Source organism: Exiguobacterium sp. s183 (assembly GCF_018617655.1).
Taxonomy (GTDB): Bacteria; Bacillota; Bacilli; order Exiguobacteriales; family Exiguobacteriaceae; genus Exiguobacterium; species Exiguobacterium aestuarii_A.
The window spans coordinates 685,144-699,872 of the sequence record NZ_JACSKN010000001.1 but is presented as its reverse complement, the minus strand read 5'-3'; the positions used below and the strand labels follow the sequence as shown (position 1 = coordinate 699,872).

The 14,729-nt window shown below is 52.0% G+C and carries 34 protein-coding genes; 33 read left to right on the top strand and 1 reads right to left on the bottom strand.

The window, feature by feature from the left end:
• The first annotated feature begins 5 nt into the window (after nucleotides 1-5).
• From KNP62_RS03780 to KNP62_RS03725, 12 genes are all read left to right on the top strand, one after another.
• Entirely contained in the window at nucleotides 6-248 is a 243-nt protein-coding gene (locus tag KNP62_RS03780) for a helix-turn-helix domain-containing protein (RefSeq protein WP_214783270.1), read from the top strand.
• 90 nt (nucleotides 249-338) lie between these two features.
• Nucleotides 339-524 carry a hypothetical protein gene (locus tag KNP62_RS03775; RefSeq protein ID WP_214783362.1) on the top strand — a complete coding sequence of 62 codons (186 nt, stop codon included), beginning with the start codon at nucleotides 339-341 and terminating at the stop codon, nucleotides 522-524.
• Nucleotides 521-703 carry a hypothetical protein gene (locus KNP62_RS03770; protein WP_214783359.1) on the top strand — a complete coding sequence of 61 codons (183 nt, stop codon included), beginning with the start codon at nucleotides 521-523 and terminating at the stop codon, nucleotides 701-703. Before KNP62_RS03775 ends, KNP62_RS03770 begins: the two co-directional genes overlap by 4 nt.
• A complete protein-coding gene (locus KNP62_RS03765; protein WP_214783356.1) occupies nucleotides 700-909 on the top strand; it encodes a hypothetical protein in 210 nt (69 codons plus the stop codon). Before KNP62_RS03770 ends, KNP62_RS03765 begins: the two co-directional genes overlap by 4 nt.
• A gap of 1 nt (nucleotide 910) precedes the next feature.
• Nucleotides 911-1,321, top strand: coding sequence for a hypothetical protein (locus tag KNP62_RS03760; protein WP_214783353.1), 411 nt, complete (start codon nucleotides 911-913; stop codon nucleotides 1,319-1,321).
• Between the two features lies 1 nt (nucleotide 1,322).
• On the top strand, nucleotides 1,323-1,616 hold the full coding sequence (locus KNP62_RS03755; RefSeq protein WP_214783350.1) for a hypothetical protein: 294 nt from the start codon (nucleotides 1,323-1,325) through the stop codon (nucleotides 1,614-1,616).
• Complete coding sequence (locus KNP62_RS03750; protein WP_214783347.1) at nucleotides 1,613-2,056, top strand: hypothetical protein; 444 nt, start codon at nucleotides 1,613-1,615, stop codon at nucleotides 2,054-2,056. The genes KNP62_RS03755 and KNP62_RS03750 overlap by 4 nt, the downstream gene beginning before the upstream one ends.
• On the top strand, nucleotides 2,053-2,550 hold the full coding sequence (locus KNP62_RS03745; protein ID WP_214783344.1) for a siphovirus Gp157 family protein: 498 nt from the start codon (nucleotides 2,053-2,055) through the stop codon (nucleotides 2,548-2,550). The genes KNP62_RS03750 and KNP62_RS03745 overlap by 4 nt, the downstream gene beginning before the upstream one ends.
• A 14-nt stretch (nucleotides 2,551-2,564) precedes the next feature.
• Nucleotides 2,565-3,212 carry an ERF family protein gene (locus KNP62_RS03740; protein WP_214783341.1) on the top strand — a complete coding sequence of 216 codons (648 nt, stop codon included), beginning with the start codon at nucleotides 2,565-2,567 and terminating at the stop codon, nucleotides 3,210-3,212.
• On the top strand, nucleotides 3,199-3,387 hold the full coding sequence (locus KNP62_RS03735) for a hypothetical protein (protein WP_214783338.1): 189 nt from the start codon (nucleotides 3,199-3,201) through the stop codon (nucleotides 3,385-3,387). The genes KNP62_RS03740 and KNP62_RS03735 overlap by 14 nt, the downstream gene beginning before the upstream one ends.
• A complete protein-coding gene (locus tag KNP62_RS03730) occupies nucleotides 3,384-3,791 on the top strand; it encodes a single-stranded DNA-binding protein (protein WP_214783335.1) in 408 nt (135 codons plus the stop codon). Before KNP62_RS03735 ends, KNP62_RS03730 begins: the two co-directional genes overlap by 4 nt.
• A gap of 19 nt (nucleotides 3,792-3,810) precedes the next feature.
• Complete coding sequence (locus tag KNP62_RS03725; RefSeq protein WP_214783332.1) at nucleotides 3,811-4,821, top strand: DnaD domain-containing protein; 1,011 nt, start codon at nucleotides 3,811-3,813, stop codon at nucleotides 4,819-4,821.
• Between the two features lie 14 nt (nucleotides 4,822-4,835).
• On the opposite strand, the gene KNP62_RS03720 is transcribed toward KNP62_RS03725, so the two are convergent.
• Entirely contained in the window at nucleotides 4,836-5,171 is a 336-nt protein-coding gene (locus KNP62_RS03720) for a hypothetical protein (RefSeq protein WP_214783329.1), read from the bottom strand.
• 28 nt (nucleotides 5,172-5,199) lie between these two features.
• On the opposite strand from KNP62_RS03720, the gene KNP62_RS03715 reads away from it, so the two are divergent.
• From KNP62_RS03715 to terL, 21 genes are all read left to right on the top strand, one after another.
• Nucleotides 5,200-5,661: a YopX family protein gene (locus KNP62_RS03715; RefSeq protein WP_214783324.1), complete on the top strand. Its 462-nt coding sequence runs from the start codon at nucleotides 5,200-5,202 to the stop codon at nucleotides 5,659-5,661.
• A 2-nt stretch (nucleotides 5,662-5,663) separates the two neighbouring features.
• The gene (locus tag KNP62_RS03710) at nucleotides 5,664-5,822 is read left to right on the top strand and encodes a hypothetical protein (RefSeq protein ID WP_214783320.1); all 159 of its coding nucleotides are present in this window, start codon (nucleotides 5,664-5,666) and stop codon (nucleotides 5,820-5,822) included.
• Entirely contained in the window at nucleotides 5,819-5,995 is a 177-nt protein-coding gene (locus KNP62_RS03705) for a hypothetical protein (protein WP_214783317.1), read from the top strand. Before KNP62_RS03710 ends, KNP62_RS03705 begins: the two co-directional genes overlap by 4 nt.
• Complete coding sequence (locus KNP62_RS03700) at nucleotides 5,980-6,477, top strand: hypothetical protein (protein ID WP_214783314.1); 498 nt, start codon at nucleotides 5,980-5,982, stop codon at nucleotides 6,475-6,477. The genes KNP62_RS03705 and KNP62_RS03700 overlap by 16 nt, the downstream gene beginning before the upstream one ends.
• Nucleotides 6,467-6,934, top strand: a complete 468-nt coding sequence (locus tag KNP62_RS03695; RefSeq protein ID WP_214783311.1) for an ArpU family phage packaging/lysis transcriptional regulator — start codon at nucleotides 6,467-6,469, stop codon at nucleotides 6,932-6,934. The genes KNP62_RS03700 and KNP62_RS03695 overlap by 11 nt, the downstream gene beginning before the upstream one ends.
• A complete protein-coding gene (locus KNP62_RS03690; protein WP_214783308.1) occupies nucleotides 6,927-7,427 on the top strand; it encodes a helix-turn-helix domain-containing protein in 501 nt (166 codons plus the stop codon). Before KNP62_RS03695 ends, KNP62_RS03690 begins: the two co-directional genes overlap by 8 nt.
• A complete protein-coding gene (locus KNP62_RS03685; RefSeq protein WP_214783305.1) occupies nucleotides 7,424-8,296 on the top strand; it encodes a hypothetical protein in 873 nt (290 codons plus the stop codon). Before KNP62_RS03690 ends, KNP62_RS03685 begins: the two co-directional genes overlap by 4 nt.
• Entirely contained in the window at nucleotides 8,293-8,727 is a 435-nt protein-coding gene (locus tag KNP62_RS03680; protein WP_214783302.1) for a DUF3310 domain-containing protein, read from the top strand. The genes KNP62_RS03685 and KNP62_RS03680 overlap by 4 nt, the downstream gene beginning before the upstream one ends.
• Nucleotides 8,724-9,110, top strand: a complete 387-nt coding sequence (locus tag KNP62_RS03675; RefSeq protein ID WP_214783299.1) for a hypothetical protein — start codon at nucleotides 8,724-8,726, stop codon at nucleotides 9,108-9,110. The genes KNP62_RS03680 and KNP62_RS03675 overlap by 4 nt, the downstream gene beginning before the upstream one ends.
• A complete protein-coding gene (locus KNP62_RS03670) occupies nucleotides 9,107-9,274 on the top strand; it encodes a hypothetical protein (RefSeq protein ID WP_214783296.1) in 168 nt (55 codons plus the stop codon). Before KNP62_RS03675 ends, KNP62_RS03670 begins: the two co-directional genes overlap by 4 nt.
• A complete protein-coding gene (locus KNP62_RS03665) occupies nucleotides 9,271-9,534 on the top strand; it encodes a hypothetical protein (RefSeq protein ID WP_214783293.1) in 264 nt (87 codons plus the stop codon). Before KNP62_RS03670 ends, KNP62_RS03665 begins: the two co-directional genes overlap by 4 nt.
• Nucleotides 9,531-10,076: a Holliday junction resolvase RecU gene (locus KNP62_RS03660; protein ID WP_214783290.1), complete on the top strand. Its 546-nt coding sequence runs from the start codon at nucleotides 9,531-9,533 to the stop codon at nucleotides 10,074-10,076. The genes KNP62_RS03665 and KNP62_RS03660 overlap by 4 nt, the downstream gene beginning before the upstream one ends.
• A 93-nt stretch (nucleotides 10,077-10,169) precedes the next feature.
• The gene (locus KNP62_RS03655; protein WP_214783288.1) at nucleotides 10,170-10,436 is read left to right on the top strand and encodes a DUF7446 family protein; all 267 of its coding nucleotides are present in this window, start codon (nucleotides 10,170-10,172) and stop codon (nucleotides 10,434-10,436) included.
• Nucleotides 10,433-10,648: a hypothetical protein gene (locus KNP62_RS03650; RefSeq protein ID WP_214783285.1), complete on the top strand. Its 216-nt coding sequence runs from the start codon at nucleotides 10,433-10,435 to the stop codon at nucleotides 10,646-10,648. The genes KNP62_RS03655 and KNP62_RS03650 overlap by 4 nt, the downstream gene beginning before the upstream one ends.
• 22 nt (nucleotides 10,649-10,670) lie before the next feature.
• Entirely contained in the window at nucleotides 10,671-10,958 is a 288-nt protein-coding gene (locus tag KNP62_RS03645) for a hypothetical protein (protein WP_214783282.1), read from the top strand.
• An 83-nt stretch (nucleotides 10,959-11,041) separates the two neighbouring features.
• Nucleotides 11,042-11,326 (top strand): hypothetical protein, encoded by a 285-nt coding sequence (locus KNP62_RS03640; RefSeq protein WP_214783279.1) that lies wholly within the window; start codon nucleotides 11,042-11,044, stop codon nucleotides 11,324-11,326.
• 11 nt (nucleotides 11,327-11,337) lie between these two features.
• Nucleotides 11,338-11,835 carry a dUTP diphosphatase gene (locus KNP62_RS03635; RefSeq protein WP_214783276.1) on the top strand — a complete coding sequence of 166 codons (498 nt, stop codon included), beginning with the start codon at nucleotides 11,338-11,340 and terminating at the stop codon, nucleotides 11,833-11,835.
• Nucleotides 11,836-12,010: 175 nt separating this feature from the next.
• Nucleotides 12,011-12,232, top strand: a complete 222-nt coding sequence (locus KNP62_RS03630) for a hypothetical protein (protein ID WP_214783273.1) — start codon at nucleotides 12,011-12,013, stop codon at nucleotides 12,230-12,232.
• Between the two features lie 293 nt (nucleotides 12,233-12,525).
• Nucleotides 12,526-12,771 (top strand): hypothetical protein, encoded by a 246-nt coding sequence (locus tag KNP62_RS03625; protein ID WP_214783271.1) that lies wholly within the window; start codon nucleotides 12,526-12,528, stop codon nucleotides 12,769-12,771.
• Between the two features lie 112 nt (nucleotides 12,772-12,883).
• The gene (locus tag KNP62_RS03620) at nucleotides 12,884-13,339 is read left to right on the top strand and encodes a helix-turn-helix domain-containing protein (RefSeq protein ID WP_214783268.1); all 456 of its coding nucleotides are present in this window, start codon (nucleotides 12,884-12,886) and stop codon (nucleotides 13,337-13,339) included.
• Nucleotides 13,320-14,726 carry a phage terminase large subunit gene (terL, locus tag KNP62_RS03615; RefSeq protein ID WP_251125567.1) on the top strand — a complete coding sequence of 469 codons (1,407 nt, stop codon included), beginning with the start codon at nucleotides 13,320-13,322 and terminating at the stop codon, nucleotides 14,724-14,726. The genes KNP62_RS03620 and terL overlap by 20 nt, the downstream gene beginning before the upstream one ends.
• Nucleotides 14,727-14,729 lie beyond the last annotated feature (3 nt).

Genomic DNA, 14,729 nt, shown 5'->3' with positions numbered 1-14,729 from the left:
ATCCCATGTTCGACACGCAAGCCATGTCCCAACTGATCGAGTCAGCCGTCGCCAAGGTCATGCAAGAGTACGCCAAACCGCACCGTGAGTACATGACCATCAACGAGGTATGCGAGGAGCTTAAACTGAGCCGCTGGGCGGTTGATAAACACATCCGTGTCAACGGCTTGCCTCACGTCAAGGTCGAGAAGCGGGTGCTCATCGAACGCTCGGCACTCTACGAATGGCTCGACCAACTCAATAAATGAACGCAAAAAAACAGACGAGGGAAAGACCCCGCCTGCTCTTGATTCGACACCTTGAGTATACCACGGGGCGCCTCAGAAATGGAGGATAACATGCTCACCGAACGCCAAATCGACATCCTGTTCCAGACGACAGGGTACGCCGCTCTTGCATCACTCTTACTCACGATGCTACTCGGTCAATCAGACTACTACCTTGTCGGCGCCGCCGTCACACTCACCCTCGCAACCGTATTCGCAGGGATCAGCTACCTCAGTTGCAAGGAGGAAACCGAATGAAACGATTCACGCTCGAACAACGCGAGGAACAAATCAAGTTCCACCGCGCGTATATCCAAAACATGATTCGAAACTACACGGAATTGACGACCGGCCCCGAATCGGAACGTACCGTCAACATCTACCGCGATTTATTGGACCACATCGACGACGTTTTCGGCAAGGAGGAAACCGAATGACCATCCAAGCGCACGACCAACTCCAAGCGCTCGAGACGAAGATTCAGCGCTTCGACCAACAACTCTCGCAGTTACGCCGCGATTACAGCCAAGCCATCGAACGCCTCGTCGTCAGCGGTTACGACTACGAGCTCGAACAGGGCTATTACAACGCAATCAAGCAAGTCCAGAACCTACTGGAAGCCACATTGAAGGAGGACGAATGACATGGAAGAATGCCCTTATTGCCAATCTGAAATGGATGCTGACTTTGTAGACGTCGAAGTCGGTTGGGTACAATGCGGACCTTACCACTGCATCTCATGCGGAGCAAGCGAAATCGGACCCGAACTTCTTGATTGGTATTACAAAGACCGAGAAGGAGAAGTGATCTACCTCCTCGGCAAGCGATTTTATAGCGAATGGTACAAAAAGAAAATCCAATTCGACTCTTGCCCTGTGCTGATGCCAAATCACCCTTTCACAAAGAGAGAACTGGAAACGGGCTACTACCAAGGGAAGATTTCACCATACGCAAATACAGTCGGCGGGGTATTGGTCGACCACAAAACAGCTAAACAAGCCTATAACATCGGACTACTTGACGAGAAAAAACTACCTGAAACGGAGGGTTTCTGACATGAACGCCTACGACAAAATCAACGAACTGAACGACATCGCCGCTGACCTCGACGACATCCGCGAACGTATCATCGCACTCGGTAGCCTCAACGCCAACATCACGTCACCAATCAGCGACGCCATCACGCAGATCGACCAAGCGGTCGAATGGCAGGAAGTCCTCGCACAAGACGAGCCGAAAAGCGAGGTCGAGCTTCGCTACGAACGACTCGCGCAAGAATACGGCGCCAAGCGCGTGAAGCGTGTCTGCTACGAAACAATGCTGAAAGAACAAGGAGGGACAGCGGTATGAACCAAGCTAAATTCGAAAAGATTGACGGGCGCGAGGCGCTCAAGCGGTTATTGGACGGTGAAAAAGTTTACTCATGCGAGAGCGAGAGATACCGCTTAGACCCTAACGGACACCTTTACTATATCCCGAATCCTACGCATCACGAAATCCTCTCGTTCGCTACAATCCAAGACATATTAAGTGTCAATTGGTACGTCCCGAAACCCTTTGACGTCCGTCAAACGATGCTCGACCGCCCGAATGAGTGGGTGGGGGCTTTTGAAAGTTCTGACGTTTGGTACAAGGTGGGATTCGACAGTGAGTCTTTCAAAGCTGTGTTTGCTTTATATGATTTTTGTGACAGCCCCAACCATAGACAATGGGGTGTATCAGACTCATATCGCCAGCAACTAGACATTTGCATCCCAATCGAAGACGTGCCAGAGGAGGCGACACGATGAAACTCTACGAACTCACACGCCAGAAGCAAGAACTGTTGAACGCCATCGCTGACATGGACCACGAGGACCTCGAACTCTCCGACGCCGTGGGTGACACGCTCGACGCACTCAACGAAGCCATCGAAGCGAAAGCCGAGGACGTCGCGTCCTTCATCTTCTCGCTACAAGCCGACAGCGCCGCGCTCAAGCAGGAAGAGCAACGCCTCGCCGAACGTAGACGCTTGAACGATGCGAAAATCGAGCGCATGAAGACGTATCTCCACGACATGCTCGAAGACGCACAGCTCGACCGCGTGAAGGGTTTGAAGTACACCATCGGCTTCCGCAAGTCACAAGCTGTCAACGTACTCGACCTCGACACGCTACCAGAGGCGCTCAAGCGCACGAAGACCATCGTCGAGGCGGACAAGACAGCCATCAAACAAGCGCTCAAAGAAGGCTTGGACGTGCCAGGTGCCGTCCTCGTCGACAATCGCAACCTGAGTATTCGATGAAAGGAGAACACACGATGAACCTCTATCAAAAAATGGTCGCCATTCGGAACGCAGTGCCTTATCTGCAGAAGGCGGCACAGAGCACACAATATCAATACGTTTCAAGTTCGCAGACGATTGCAGCCGTTCGTGATCTGCTCGACCAACACGGTATCTTCCTTAAAACGGAGATGCTCGGGCAGGAGCTAAAAGAGTTCCACACGCAAAAAGGCGCGCTTCAGTTCATGACGACGGTGCATATGCGCTTCACATGGATCCACGCAGAGAACCCTGAGGAACAGATCGTCACGCTCTGGGAAGGACAAGGCGTCGACAACGCTGAGAAGGGCATCGGGAAGGCTGCCACGTACGCCGAGAAGTATTTCATCCTCAAAACGTTCAATATCCCGACCGACAAGGACGACCCAGACTCGTTCCAAGCGAAAGTGGAACAGTCGAAACCTGAACCGAAAGCCACACCTAAACAAATCGATGTTCTGAAAGCGAAAGCCGAAGCCATCGCAAACGCTGCAGGAGTCGAATTGAAACTCGTGACCGACAGTTTCAAAATTCCGCAAGTCAAGACGGTCGCCCAATACGATGCCGTCAACGCGAAGATGGAAGCGAAAATCAAGGAACTCGCCGCGAAACAGAAGGAGGCGAAACAAGATGAAGCAGTATGACGAATACGAACTCATCGAAGTGGACCACGATGAGGCGCACGTCCTCGACATGATGACCGCCACGCAAGCAGAAGAACACTGGGGCTTGGAGCAAGAGCAAGCCCTCCTGCGTGACATTGAACGACGCACAAATACGTTTTACCCGACAGCGGGAGAAAAGGGGATTACACGATGAACAACATCACATTGACAGGTTTCGCACAGGCAATCGAACTCAAGCAATCACCGGGTGGCAAGCAATGGGTCGTCGGCACGATCCGTGTCCGCAATCGCATGAAGAACATGGAAGGCAAGTACGACAGCTCGTTCTTCGACTTCAAAGTGTTCGGGCAACGCGTCGACACCTTCATGAAGTACCAGGAGAAAGGAAAGCCTCTTGCCATCTCGGGAGACCTCGTGCAAGAACGCTGGACGAACCAAGAAGGGCAGAACCAATCGAAAGTCGTCATCCACGTCCAAGACTTCGACTTGCCACCGTTCGATGATAACGCTCCGAAGCAACCGAAGACGGCAGCTAATCACGATGCGTTCTCAAGCGGCGGGGCGCTCGATTTAGACCCAGACTCATTACCGTTTTAACACGAAAGGATGAATACGCATGAAATTGACCGGAAACGAGATTGTCGATGCGATGGTGGACTATGCGCCACCTTCCATCGCCATCCCGAGCGCGTGGTTCAAGACGGTCGTGAACGACAAAGGGCGACCGAACACGAACGCCATCATCATCTTGGCTGAGATCGTGTACTGGTACCGTCCGAGCCAACTGAAAGACGAGGTAACGGGCGAGTTCCTCGGCTATAAGAAACGTTTCAAGGAAGACTTGCTCCAAAAGAGCCGCAAGGGATTCGAGAAGACCTTCGCGCTCACGAAAGACCAGGTATACACGGCACTCAAGTTCCTCGAAGAACTTGGTGTTATCAAGACGCACCTCCGACATGTAGAAACCGACACCATGACCCTCAACAATGTCCGATTCATCGAATTGGTACCTGCTCGACTGAAAGAATTGACCTACCCTGTCGTACCAGAACGAGACCCTATCGTACAGAAACGAGAGGGCTATCGTATAGATACGAGACCCCTATCGTATAAAAACGAGACAAATACAGTGATTACTAATACAGGGATTACATCTACAAGTAATTCTACTACTACTGGCGAGAATGAATTCCAGCGGTTAGCAGATGTCTATACGAACAAGATCAATCAAAACCTTGCTGCTGTTCATGAGTTCCTTCTTGATGACTTAAATGAGTTCGGACTCGAACTACTCATCGAGGCGATCAATGAAGCGGCACTCTCGAACATCCGTAACTACAAATACATTCGTGCCATCCTCAGCGGTTGGAAAGACCGAGGTGTCACGAACCTGCAAGCGCTCATCCAAGACCGTGCCGACTTCGAACAGCGAAAACAGTCACAACAGAAACGCAAGTCGTGGTCGCCGCATAAAGAGACGGCGATGAAGCAAGCGCCTGACTGGCTCGAAGCGGAAGGGGCGAAACAACGGGAGCACGACAAGCGCCGGCAGGACGAGTTAGCCGCCAGTGTGCCGGACGACGAGGAGATGCAAAAGATGTTCGCCGAGTTGCGAGGTACCCAATGAAACCAAGCCTCACGTTAGAAGAAACCGAACGCTTGCGCCTCGACTACGAGACGAGCACCGACAAGCTCGAAGATATCGCCACCCGTCACTATATCAGTCGCCGTTGCCTCCATCGCTACGTGAAGCGTCACGGGTGGGTCCGTCCCACCTTGGAGGCGCGTACGACGAATCACATCGAACCACGAGTCATCCCATTCCGCGAGTTCCACAAGGCGTACTTTGACGACTGCCTGAACACGGATGACTTGCAGAAACGATTCAAGTGCAGCCACCGCGTCATCAAACGGACGCTCGACCATCACGGCATCGAGCGCATGCGACGGAACGAACGGATCCAGATGAAACGACACTTTGAACAGGTAAAGGGAGGGCGTTGAGATGAGAGAAATTAAATTTCGGGCATGGGTACCGAGTAAAAAGATTTTATGTGATGTGTTGACTTTCGACTTCAACGAAAAAACGGCGCAACTTCCAATAGAAACCGAGGTAAATGCACCGTATTGGTGGGATGTAACAAGTTGGTCATTTAAAGATATCAAATTACTGCAATACACAGGACTGAAAGACAAGAACGACGTCGAGATTTACGAGGGCGACATTGTCCGTTGTATACATTGGTTCTTTGATGGGAACGAAGTTCAGGAAGAGTTCACCGCATCTGTTGGATTTAAGGATGGTTCTTGCACACTAGAAAACATCAACAGCAGATTTTATTCAGACTATACAGGTGAAGAGAATGGCACAGGGGTCTGCTGGATAGGGTCAATTAATTACACAGAAGAGGATTACGAAGTCATCGGCAACATCCACGAGCATCCCCACCTTCTGAAAGGAGAATGACGATGCACTATGAACGCACAGAAGGCACGACGCGCTATCTGCTCTTTCCTGACAGGCTGACGCTCCACGTCATCGTTGACAACCGTATCAAGGACGTCAAGGACGTCTCCGAAGATGAACTGTACGCCCTGCTCGACTCGAACGAGTGGGTGCTCAAATGAACCGCCGCAAGAAGAAGCCGCAGACCTTCGTCCGCTTCCGAGGTACACGCTGGATGTATCTCGTGCGGACGGAAGGGGATACACGTGCCACACTATACGACGCATTTAGCCAATGCGAGTTGCAGTCGCTGTTGAAAGAGGGATGGGAGGTACACCCTTGGACAAACGAATGAAACGCAAGATCCTGACACTCTATTCGAACGGCATGAACGCACATGACATCACGATCCAACATAACTTAGACCCACGTGCCGAATACACGGTCACGACGATGGAAGTCGCTGACGTACTTAGGGAGATGGGCGCGGTCGACCCGACCCGACGCATCCCGCAAAAGCCAGAGATACAACCCGACATGCCGAAGCGCTTCATCAGCATCACAGAGTCGCAGAAGCAACGCTCGAAGCACAAGATGAAGAAGAAAGACGTGACCGAAGATCAGAAACAATGGCACTCGCTCGTGTGTGGGTTCGCCCAGAACGGCAAGAAACTGCTGAAGAGCCCTGACCGCCGACAGCTCGAACGGAAGTTAGAGGAGCATCTCAGCGTAGGTTGGACGCAGATCGGGGGCATCTCGACCGACTTTTACTGTGACGGGGAGACATACATCGCCGTCGTCCAGAAACCGAAAGGAGACACACCGGATGCAAGATGAACTATTGAGCACGAAGTTATCCAAGAAGGAGCGCAAGCGCATCGAGCGTCTCCTCTTCGACTACCACCGCATGCCGAGCAAAATCGAGTCAGCCAAGATGCGTGCCGAGCAAGCGACGACCACGACGGCAAGTTACAGCTTACGGGAAGGGAGCGGCTCGTCCGCTCCGTCTGACCCGACGTTCAACGCCGTCCACAAGCGCTCGGAAGTCGAACAGATGGAACGCCTTCGGAAGTTGCTTGAAGACCAATACGACCTCATCACGGACGACGAGCGACAAATCTGGAACCTTGCCTATCATCCACGTCACCGTTACACGCCAGAACGCATGGCGAACGAACTCTGTATCTCACGACAGCATTACTTCAACCTACGCAACCGATTGATTTCACAGATCGCCAGCGTGCTCGAAGGGAAATACGATGTGACATTTTGGGAGAGTGACCAACATGATTGACGAAGAACTCGGCGCATTGGTCGAGGACAAGGACATCCCTCGAAACGTGCAGCTACAACTTATCAAAAAGCGCACCGAACGCGGCATGTCACCTCTCCAGATCGCCCGACTCATGGGATTGAAGAAAAAGGACATCCAAGCCGTCGTGAAGGAACACGGCTGGGCGGCGAAACGGGAGATCGAGAAGGTCGGCAACGGCAGACCGCCGCGACCGTCCGAGAAGACCGAATGGCGTATGCAGGAGATGAAACGACTCGCTCATGAGGGCTACAACCGCAAACAGATCGGCGCCCTCCTTGGCATCGACCGAAGCTATGTTGACACGCTCTGCCGTCGCTATGGCATCAAGACGGTGAGCCAACTCGAACAGATTGAGAACCTATATGCCAAGGGCTGGAGCCAAGTCAAGATCGCCGAAGAACTCGGTGTCTCGAAACAGCGCATCAGCGAGATGATTAAACGCCACGATTTGAAGAAGGGAGCCAAACCATGACGACGGAAATCGACCATAACCCCATCATCCCGAGTGTCGTCCGCAAGCAGTACCAGCGGGGCATGACCCTGCCCGAACTGTGCCGACTCTACGACACGGTGGAGACGAAGATCCGCCCGCTCATCGAAGGCGTCAAGCAGGAATCGAGGGACAACGAATCGCCAGAGGAGCAAGAAAACATGGAGTTCGTGGCGCAAGTCCGTGAGCTCATCGAAGTGGAAAAGATGTCCGCCCGAACCGCGGCGGAAGTGCTCGGTGTCTCCGCGTGGAAAATCAAGAGCGTCATCAAAGACAACGGGATTCAGTTGGACGCAAGAAGCCGAGTCAGCAAGCAGGGAGAAAAACTCAAACGAGAAGTGATTGGCAAGCGGATGAAGGAACTCTTTGATAAGGGTTTAAACATCAATGATATCTGCGCAGAAATCGGCATCACCAACCCGACCTACTACGCCATCAACAAAGAACTGGGATTAGGACTCACGCGAGGCAGAGGACGTCGTCGTGGTTCGACTCGAGAGAATGTGCACCAGAAGAAACAGGCGAACAAGAAGCCGAAAGCCCCGAACCTCATTTATCCAATTGAACCAAAGGAGGAATCACCCGTGAATGAGCAGGAGAACGCACAGGAAGTCGCTGCCACCGCTTTGAAGCCTGAGGAACAATCAGAACTCATCGGTGCACCATACGAGCACAAGAAGCCGTCCACACGCGCTATCAACCGCGACAAAGATGTCTGGGCAGAGTATCTCACGGCACGCTCGCAGGAGATTCATGACGTGGCACATGATGTCGAGGTCGTGATGGAGGACGGCAAGTTGATCGAGCGTACGACGATTGCCTACACACTGGAAAGGGAGTTGGGGAGATGAATCTAAAAGTAGGTGGGGAGTATCTCTACAAGCGAACAATCACAACAAAGGGCAAAGAAAAAGAAACATCACAATTGGTAATCGTAAGAAGAATTGATGAAGGCGCTGCGTTGGTCGCTCTAAGAGATGATGAGAACAAATGGTGCCATGTACCAATCGAACATCTACATTCAATCGATTATAGCTTTCCAAACATCGAACCAACGGATAAGTCGCAACAAGAACCGTCCAAACCCGCGCACTATGACACAGGCATCGACACGATTGCCTTCATGCGCGCCAACTGCCCGCCGGAACAGGTGGAGGGCTTTCTGCGAGGGAATGCGCTGAAATATTTGCAGAGGTACCCGAATAAGAATGGCGTGGACGACCTGCGCAAGGCAAAACATTACGTCGAGATGCTGATTGAGGAACTGGAGGGACGAGGATGAGAAACATGGGGTTCGATGCAGGGGATATTAAGTTGTTTGTGGACGGCAAGGAAATCGGTAATGCGGCATATGCAGAAGTGGAGTTTGAGGAACCTAAAGAAAAGATAACGCCGTTTTCGTATTCTGCGAGCGGAACGTTCGAAGCGATAATCGTGAATCGGAGATTCAAACGACCAGACGGAACGGTGTGGGAAGTGCGCACGTTCGACACTGGGGCGCGTCGCTTAGAAGATTGCATCATTCTAGGAATCGAAAAGGTTCGGGACAACGGATTGCGTCGTCGACACCGTGCAATCGATCGGGCTCGAAAGGAAATGTTCAAGCATATCGTTCGGTATGAGGGGATTGAAGGAATTATCAAGCGGGCGGTGGAGAGACAATGATTACACTAACGTACATCTTCGGCGCGTGGGCGCTGTACCTCTTGGGGTATGCAGTCGGCAAGGCACGCGGCTACGAGGACGGCATGATGCGGAGTTGGCGCATCCATGAGGTGACGATTAAGGATGCGGCAGAGGCGTACGCGAAAGTGAGGGATACGGAGTGATTAAAACGGTATATATCACGGAAATCTATTGGGAACGCGAATACGACGAGCAAGAAAAAGAAGAGTGCTTGCACTACGACTTAAAAGATGCGTTGGTCTGGCTAGCGAAGAAGGGTTTCACCCAAATGGAACTGCATGAGGGGAATTACACGCCATTCGTTTGTTTCGTACAAGGTGAACATTCGGCATACATCAAAGTGAACACAGGCGACTGGGTAACAGCAAAAGAGGCGAAGGAACGGGGGCTTGATTGGGAATGACTGTCAGCACGAAGAATCGGGGCAAGGACCTCGAAGCGCTCGTCCTGCAATCGAACCGTGTCTACCGACTACGTGGCGAGGCGCTCATGCACCAGGCACACGCTGAGGTGAAAATGATTCGAGGGCAGAAGACGGGCAAGGCGAAACGAGGCAAAGTGATCGATGCGTTCCACGAAGGGAAAGCCGGATTGGATTTCTACGGCATCTCGAACGGTCGCTACATCACATTTGATGCAAAGCAGACAACTGAGCAGTCAAACTTCCCTTTAAGAAATGTGAAAAAGCACCAGATGGACACGGCAATGGAGACGGCACGGGCGGGCGGCATCGCCTTTCTGCTCGTCCGATTCTCGGCACACAACGAGACATACTATCTCAGCGCGGAGCAGTTGCGGGGCTGGTGGGAACAGCAGGACACCACAGGCGGTCGCAAGAGCATCCCGTATCAATGGTTCGTGGGCCATTGCAAGCGGGTGGAGAGTGGGAACGCGGCGGCGCTCGATTGGTTGAGTGTCGTCAGAGAGGAGCTAGGCAGTGATTGATTGGACGGACACAGGCATGACGCTGTTCCTCATCGGGATATTCGGGGCGATGGCGATCAGCTTACTACGGCAAGACGAATAGGAGTGGAGAACATGGCATATGAGAAAATAAAACTTTTTGTAGCTGGTGTAAGTGGGGAAATTTATATGGCTCCGATTAACAATGATGGAACGATGAGTATGAAGTGGCGCAGAGTAACGGATGACTGTAAGCGAGCGACGGCAGAATGGTTTATGAAGAATCGCAAGAAAATGGTTCAATACGGCGGTGACGAAGAAGTTCAAAAACTGACTCTGTTCTTTACAGATGATGCCGAAAAAGCAAAACGCATCTTAGCAATTCTGGAAGAAGAATCATGACCCTCGAACTGATCCCGCACGAGAAACGTGTCAACCATCTCCGCATCAAGTACAAGGGTGTCGTCGTCGCAGACGGCATCCGATGCCCCAGCGGACGGATTGAGGTGAGACCGCGGGAGAAGCACTTCCCGTACAATCGGACGAATCGGGTGCTCGACGAGGGGCAACTGAGGAAGTTCGTGCTTTTATCGGAGATAGCGAAGGAAAGATAAATTTTATAGGAGAGTGGATGGAATGGAAGTTATTAACCCGTACTTGATTACTGAAAAGAAGAGCAATGAAGATTTATCGTTATTGCTAGATGACTACAACGAGAAACATGCAGGTAAACTCGTGCGACACGTTGCAAGTGGAGGAATTTATAGAATCTCTCATTTTAGCATATTGAGCCGTGATGGAAATTCAGAGATTCAAGCAAATTTCCATCCTTTTGACGAACTCACACAAGTCGAATTAGTAAATGTCCGTCATTCTCGTCCATGTGTTGAATTTTTCGACGGAAGGTTTTCGTTTAGCAAATAAAATTATGAATTGACCAGAAGATGCCAATAAAAGAGCTTGGTGGCACGACCCATCAAGCTCCACTAAGCGAGGAGGCGGCGACAATGCGAAAGGTTCTACCGGAGGATTTAGACTTCAACGAGTCACAACCGTACTTCGTCCTCTACTTGTTGACGAATGGGTTTCAAGTCGGGGATGACCTCGATATAAACGAGTTCATGATTTGGACCAACAGAAAACATCGGGAGTTCCGAAACCTGTTAGGTGTGACGGACAACGAAGTTAGACTCAAGATGCGATTCAACGATTATGTCGAGCAGTTCATTGAATGGCTGAAAACGTTTGTTCCGACAGTTGAAGTGGATGAAGAACAACTTACATTATTCTAGGAGGAATACACATGATACTGACAAAAGAGCTATGGGACTACATTATTGAGAAGCAACGGATTCTGGACGCGGCGTTCATGAAGAACCCACGCTTCATCCCCGACACGGAGGTGCGTGACTTGGCAGGACTCATCGAAGTGGACGAGTTCGTCAAGGAGTTCAAGGAGACGTACAAGTGGTGGTCGTTCAAGCCGAACGATCGAGCGAAGATTGCAGACGAGTATTGCGACATCCTGCACTTCATCGCAGGACTGGCGATTGAAGAGAGACGAGAGGATGAATACCTCGTGTTGGTAAAACGAGGATATGATTTATATGAAAAATCAGTTAAGAATGCGAATATGGTCAGTGTGTTGAAAGGTATTAGACTAAGCGATGAAATCATTTATGGTCTCGCTTTAACTACAGCTCTCATGGAACGCCTCAACTACACGACAGAGGAAATCCGTATCGCCTACGACCTCAAAAATGAGGAGAACTTCCGTCGCATCGCATCGGGGGTGTACTGATGCCACTCGAGACACAGGAGACCCTACGCGCATTGATCGAGCAGAACCGACGCATCCAAGGCTACCCACCGAACTGCGACTGCGGGAACGAGGCGACGTTGCAACAGCCAGATATTTTCGGAGGGACGACGGGGTATTGCCAGAGTTGTTATGACGCGTTGGGAGGCGAGGGGGAGTGAGAAAGCGAAGACGACGGGCAATCGTTCAACAGCATATTCTCAGACGGACAGCAGAGCGAAAGCGGATGAAGCAAGCTCAAGCGGAACGACAACGTAAGTTTGCGGAAGAAGCCATCGAACGAGGTGACTGCCCGAACTGCTTCCTTCCGACCCATGGTGGATTCTGTGACTGCATGATTGTGGATGGAGAATTCAAAGGAGCTTGGTGGCAGAAGTGACGGACGACTTTACTATTCATGTACGAATCGTGTACGCGCGTCACGCATATAGAGGATAGACTAAGAGAGTAGAGGACTCGGAGACGTTCCCAACCACCGACGATGAACGGACGCTCCGAGGACTCGCAATTCTCCATACATGAATTCGGGTTGCTCTGCCCGAAATGAAGGCGCTCCTATGGGGCGTCTTTTTAAATTTAGTTTCGCGGAAAGTGGATAATTTTTCGAAAACGACCCTATATACAGTGTGCGCAGTAGAGTGGCGTAACTTGAATATAAGGACGTGGAACGAAATGAACGAAAAACTTTTCGGAAAACCTGCGAATTCGACGAACGAGACGGTTATATCTTTTGGACAGCGGAAAGATGGCTGTACCTATAACTGGGAGCGTGGTCGAATGGAACGCGGGAATGATTACGAATGGTTCAACGAAGACGAGGAACGGACTTACTATGATCCATACACGGGACAGGAAATCAGCGAACGCGAGTATTGGGAACACGGATGCTCGGATGAGATGATGGATAACCTGTTCTGACGACGACGCCTCAGGGCGTCTTTTTTGTGCCTAGAATACCGCTCACGTGTCGACTCTCCCTAGACATCCCCCAACGTGCGCGGCCTTGTAGACATAAAAGGAGGTGAGCCGTATGGCAAATCCAAAGTATGAAGAATGGTTGACCCCAGAAGGGCTCACGCTTTTAGAAGGATGGGCGCGAGATGGGCTGACGAATGAACAGATCGCCTCGAACATGGGCGTTGCCGAGAGTACGTTGTACAAGTGGAAGAATGAACAGGTGGAGATTTCGGAGGCCTTAAAAAAAGGGAAGGAAGTCGCGGACTATCAAGTCGAGAACGCGTTGTTCAAACGTGCACTCGGCTTTCGTTATGTCGAGGTGACGAGGGAACACGGTGAAATTGTGAAGGAAGTGACGAAGGAAGTCGCACCAGACACGACCGCTGCCATCTTCTGGCTCAAGAACCGTAAGCCGCACGAGTGGCGGGATAAGCAGGAAATCAGTCACACGGGCAAGATGGACCACCGCCTAGACGTGACGGGGCTTACGACAGAGGAGTTGAGACGACTTGCTCAACTTGACGATTGACCAACGCAAACGGATTGCGGACGAGGCGAAGCGTGAGCTCATGCGCCGCTCCTACCGCGATTATCTCGTGCAGGTGCATTACGGACGCTTTCACTTGTTCCCACACATCGAACTGATCGCCGAACCGCTCCAACGCATCGCCGACGGGGAATCGCTCTCCGTCATCATCGAGATGCCACCACGACACGGGAAGAGCCAGACGGTCACAGAGACGTTCCCGAGTTACTACATCGCACGGAACCCGACAAAACGCGTCATCGCCGCTGCTTATTCCGACACACTCGCCCGCAAGTTCGGTCGGTTGAATCGCGACAAGTTCAACGAGGCGGCAAACGTGTTCGGGTTGGCGCTCGATGCGAACAACAGCTCGGCGCAGGATTGGTCGGTGTCAGGGTTACCTGGTGGCATGGTCGCGACGGGTATCGGTGGCTCTATCACGGGTCAGGGAGCGGACTTGCTCATTATCGATGACCCTATCAAGAACGCCGAGGAAGCGAACTCCCCGACGATGCGACAGAAGGTATGGGACGAATGGGAGTCGACACTCTCGACACGTCTCCATAACGGGGCGTCGGTCATCGTCATCATGACACGGTGGCACGAGGATGACTTGGTCGGGCGCTTGCTCGAGAACGCATCCCGTGACTGGATTCGCTTGCGTCTTCCCGCCATTGCCGAGGATGACCATGATCTACTCGGTCGCTCGAAAGGTGACCCGCTCTGCCGGGAACTCGGCTATGACGAGGAATGGGCGAAACAAAAGAAGGTGGAAGTCGGGTCCCGCACGTGGGGCGCGCTCTACCAACAACGTCCCGCTCCAGACGAGGGCGCTATCTTCCGTCGTGAATGGATTCAGTTCTACCGCAAGCTGCCGAGCGAACTGGAGTATACGGTCCATTCATGGGATTTGACGTTCAAGGACTCGACGGGAGCGGATAACGTATCGGGTCAAGTGTGGAGCAAGAAGGGCGCTGACCGCTACCTCATCGACCGTGTGAACGGAAAGATGGACTTCACGGCGACGCTACGAGCCATCCAGTCGCTACGAGCGAAGCACTCCGACTATAACGCCATCTTGATTGAGGACAAGGCGAACGGGCCAGCGGTCATCACGACGCTCCGTAAACAAGTACACGGCATCGTGCCCGTCAATCCTGAGGGCGGAAAGATCGCAAGAGCACAAGCCGTCTCCCCGACATGGGAGGCGGGCAACGTCTATCTACCGCATCCCGACATCGCGCCGTGGGTGCATGACTATATCGAAGAACTCGTCAGCTTCCCGTTCGCCACACACGATGACGACGTGGACAGCACGACGCAAGCACTGGCGCATTTGAACCGCATCAAGGACAAAATTCGCAGGGACAGCCGTCGCCTGCTCTTTTAAGTG

Bases quoted from the DNA above. Each gene is read 5' to 3' on its own strand.
- KNP62_RS03635 (WP_214783276.1), top strand. From the start codon at position 11,338: ATGATACTGACAAAAGAGCTATGGGACTACATTATTGAGAAGCAACGG.
- KNP62_RS03780 (WP_214783270.1), top strand. From the start codon at position 6: ATGTTCGACACGCAAGCCATGTCCCAACTGATCGAGTCAGCCGTCGCC.
- KNP62_RS03640 (WP_214783279.1), top strand. From the start codon at position 11,042: ATGCGAAAGGTTCTACCGGAGGATTTAGACTTCAACGAGTCACAACCG.
- KNP62_RS03685 (WP_214783305.1), top strand. From the start codon at position 7,424: ATGACGACGGAAATCGACCATAACCCCATCATCCCGAGTGTCGTCCGC.
- KNP62_RS03655 (WP_214783288.1), top strand. From the start codon at position 10,170: ATGGCATATGAGAAAATAAAACTTTTTGTAGCTGGTGTAAGTGGGGAA.
- KNP62_RS03740 (WP_214783341.1), top strand. From the start codon at position 2,565: ATGAACCTCTATCAAAAAATGGTCGCCATTCGGAACGCAGTGCCTTAT.
- KNP62_RS03715 (WP_214783324.1), top strand. From the start codon at position 5,200: ATGAGAGAAATTAAATTTCGGGCATGGGTACCGAGTAAAAAGATTTTA.
- KNP62_RS03710 (WP_214783320.1), top strand. From the start codon at position 5,664: ATGCACTATGAACGCACAGAAGGCACGACGCGCTATCTGCTCTTTCCT.
- KNP62_RS03695 (WP_214783311.1), top strand. From the start codon at position 6,467: ATGCAAGATGAACTATTGAGCACGAAGTTATCCAAGAAGGAGCGCAAG.
- KNP62_RS03775 (WP_214783362.1), top strand. From the start codon at position 339: ATGCTCACCGAACGCCAAATCGACATCCTGTTCCAGACGACAGGGTAC.
- KNP62_RS03725 (WP_214783332.1), top strand. From the start codon at position 3,811: ATGAAATTGACCGGAAACGAGATTGTCGATGCGATGGTGGACTATGCG.
- KNP62_RS03675 (WP_214783299.1), top strand. From the start codon at position 8,724: ATGAGAAACATGGGGTTCGATGCAGGGGATATTAAGTTGTTTGTGGAC.
- KNP62_RS03645 (WP_214783282.1), top strand. From the start codon at position 10,671: ATGGAAGTTATTAACCCGTACTTGATTACTGAAAAGAAGAGCAATGAA.
- KNP62_RS03620 (WP_214783268.1), top strand. From the start codon at position 12,884: ATGGCAAATCCAAAGTATGAAGAATGGTTGACCCCAGAAGGGCTCACG.
- KNP62_RS03765 (WP_214783356.1), top strand. From the start codon at position 700: ATGACCATCCAAGCGCACGACCAACTCCAAGCGCTCGAGACGAAGATT.
- KNP62_RS03690 (WP_214783308.1), top strand. From the start codon at position 6,927: ATGATTGACGAAGAACTCGGCGCATTGGTCGAGGACAAGGACATCCCT.
- KNP62_RS03670 (WP_214783296.1), top strand. From the start codon at position 9,107: ATGATTACACTAACGTACATCTTCGGCGCGTGGGCGCTGTACCTCTTG.
- KNP62_RS03735 (WP_214783338.1), top strand. From the start codon at position 3,199: ATGAAGCAGTATGACGAATACGAACTCATCGAAGTGGACCACGATGAG.
- KNP62_RS03625 (WP_214783271.1), top strand. From the start codon at position 12,526: ATGAACGAAAAACTTTTCGGAAAACCTGCGAATTCGACGAACGAGACG.
- KNP62_RS03745 (WP_214783344.1), top strand. From the start codon at position 2,053: ATGAAACTCTACGAACTCACACGCCAGAAGCAAGAACTGTTGAACGCC.
- KNP62_RS03650 (WP_214783285.1), top strand. From the start codon at position 10,433: ATGACCCTCGAACTGATCCCGCACGAGAAACGTGTCAACCATCTCCGC.
- KNP62_RS03770 (WP_214783359.1), top strand. From the start codon at position 521: ATGAAACGATTCACGCTCGAACAACGCGAGGAACAAATCAAGTTCCAC.
- KNP62_RS03705 (WP_214783317.1), top strand. From the start codon at position 5,819: ATGAACCGCCGCAAGAAGAAGCCGCAGACCTTCGTCCGCTTCCGAGGT.
- KNP62_RS03660 (WP_214783290.1), top strand. From the start codon at position 9,531: ATGACTGTCAGCACGAAGAATCGGGGCAAGGACCTCGAAGCGCTCGTC.
- KNP62_RS03760 (WP_214783353.1), top strand. From the start codon at position 911: ATGGAAGAATGCCCTTATTGCCAATCTGAAATGGATGCTGACTTTGTA.
- KNP62_RS03730 (WP_214783335.1), top strand. From the start codon at position 3,384: ATGAACAACATCACATTGACAGGTTTCGCACAGGCAATCGAACTCAAG.
- KNP62_RS03750 (WP_214783347.1), top strand. From the start codon at position 1,613: ATGAACCAAGCTAAATTCGAAAAGATTGACGGGCGCGAGGCGCTCAAG.
- KNP62_RS03680 (WP_214783302.1), top strand. From the start codon at position 8,293: ATGAATCTAAAAGTAGGTGGGGAGTATCTCTACAAGCGAACAATCACA.
- KNP62_RS03755 (WP_214783350.1), top strand. From the start codon at position 1,323: ATGAACGCCTACGACAAAATCAACGAACTGAACGACATCGCCGCTGAC.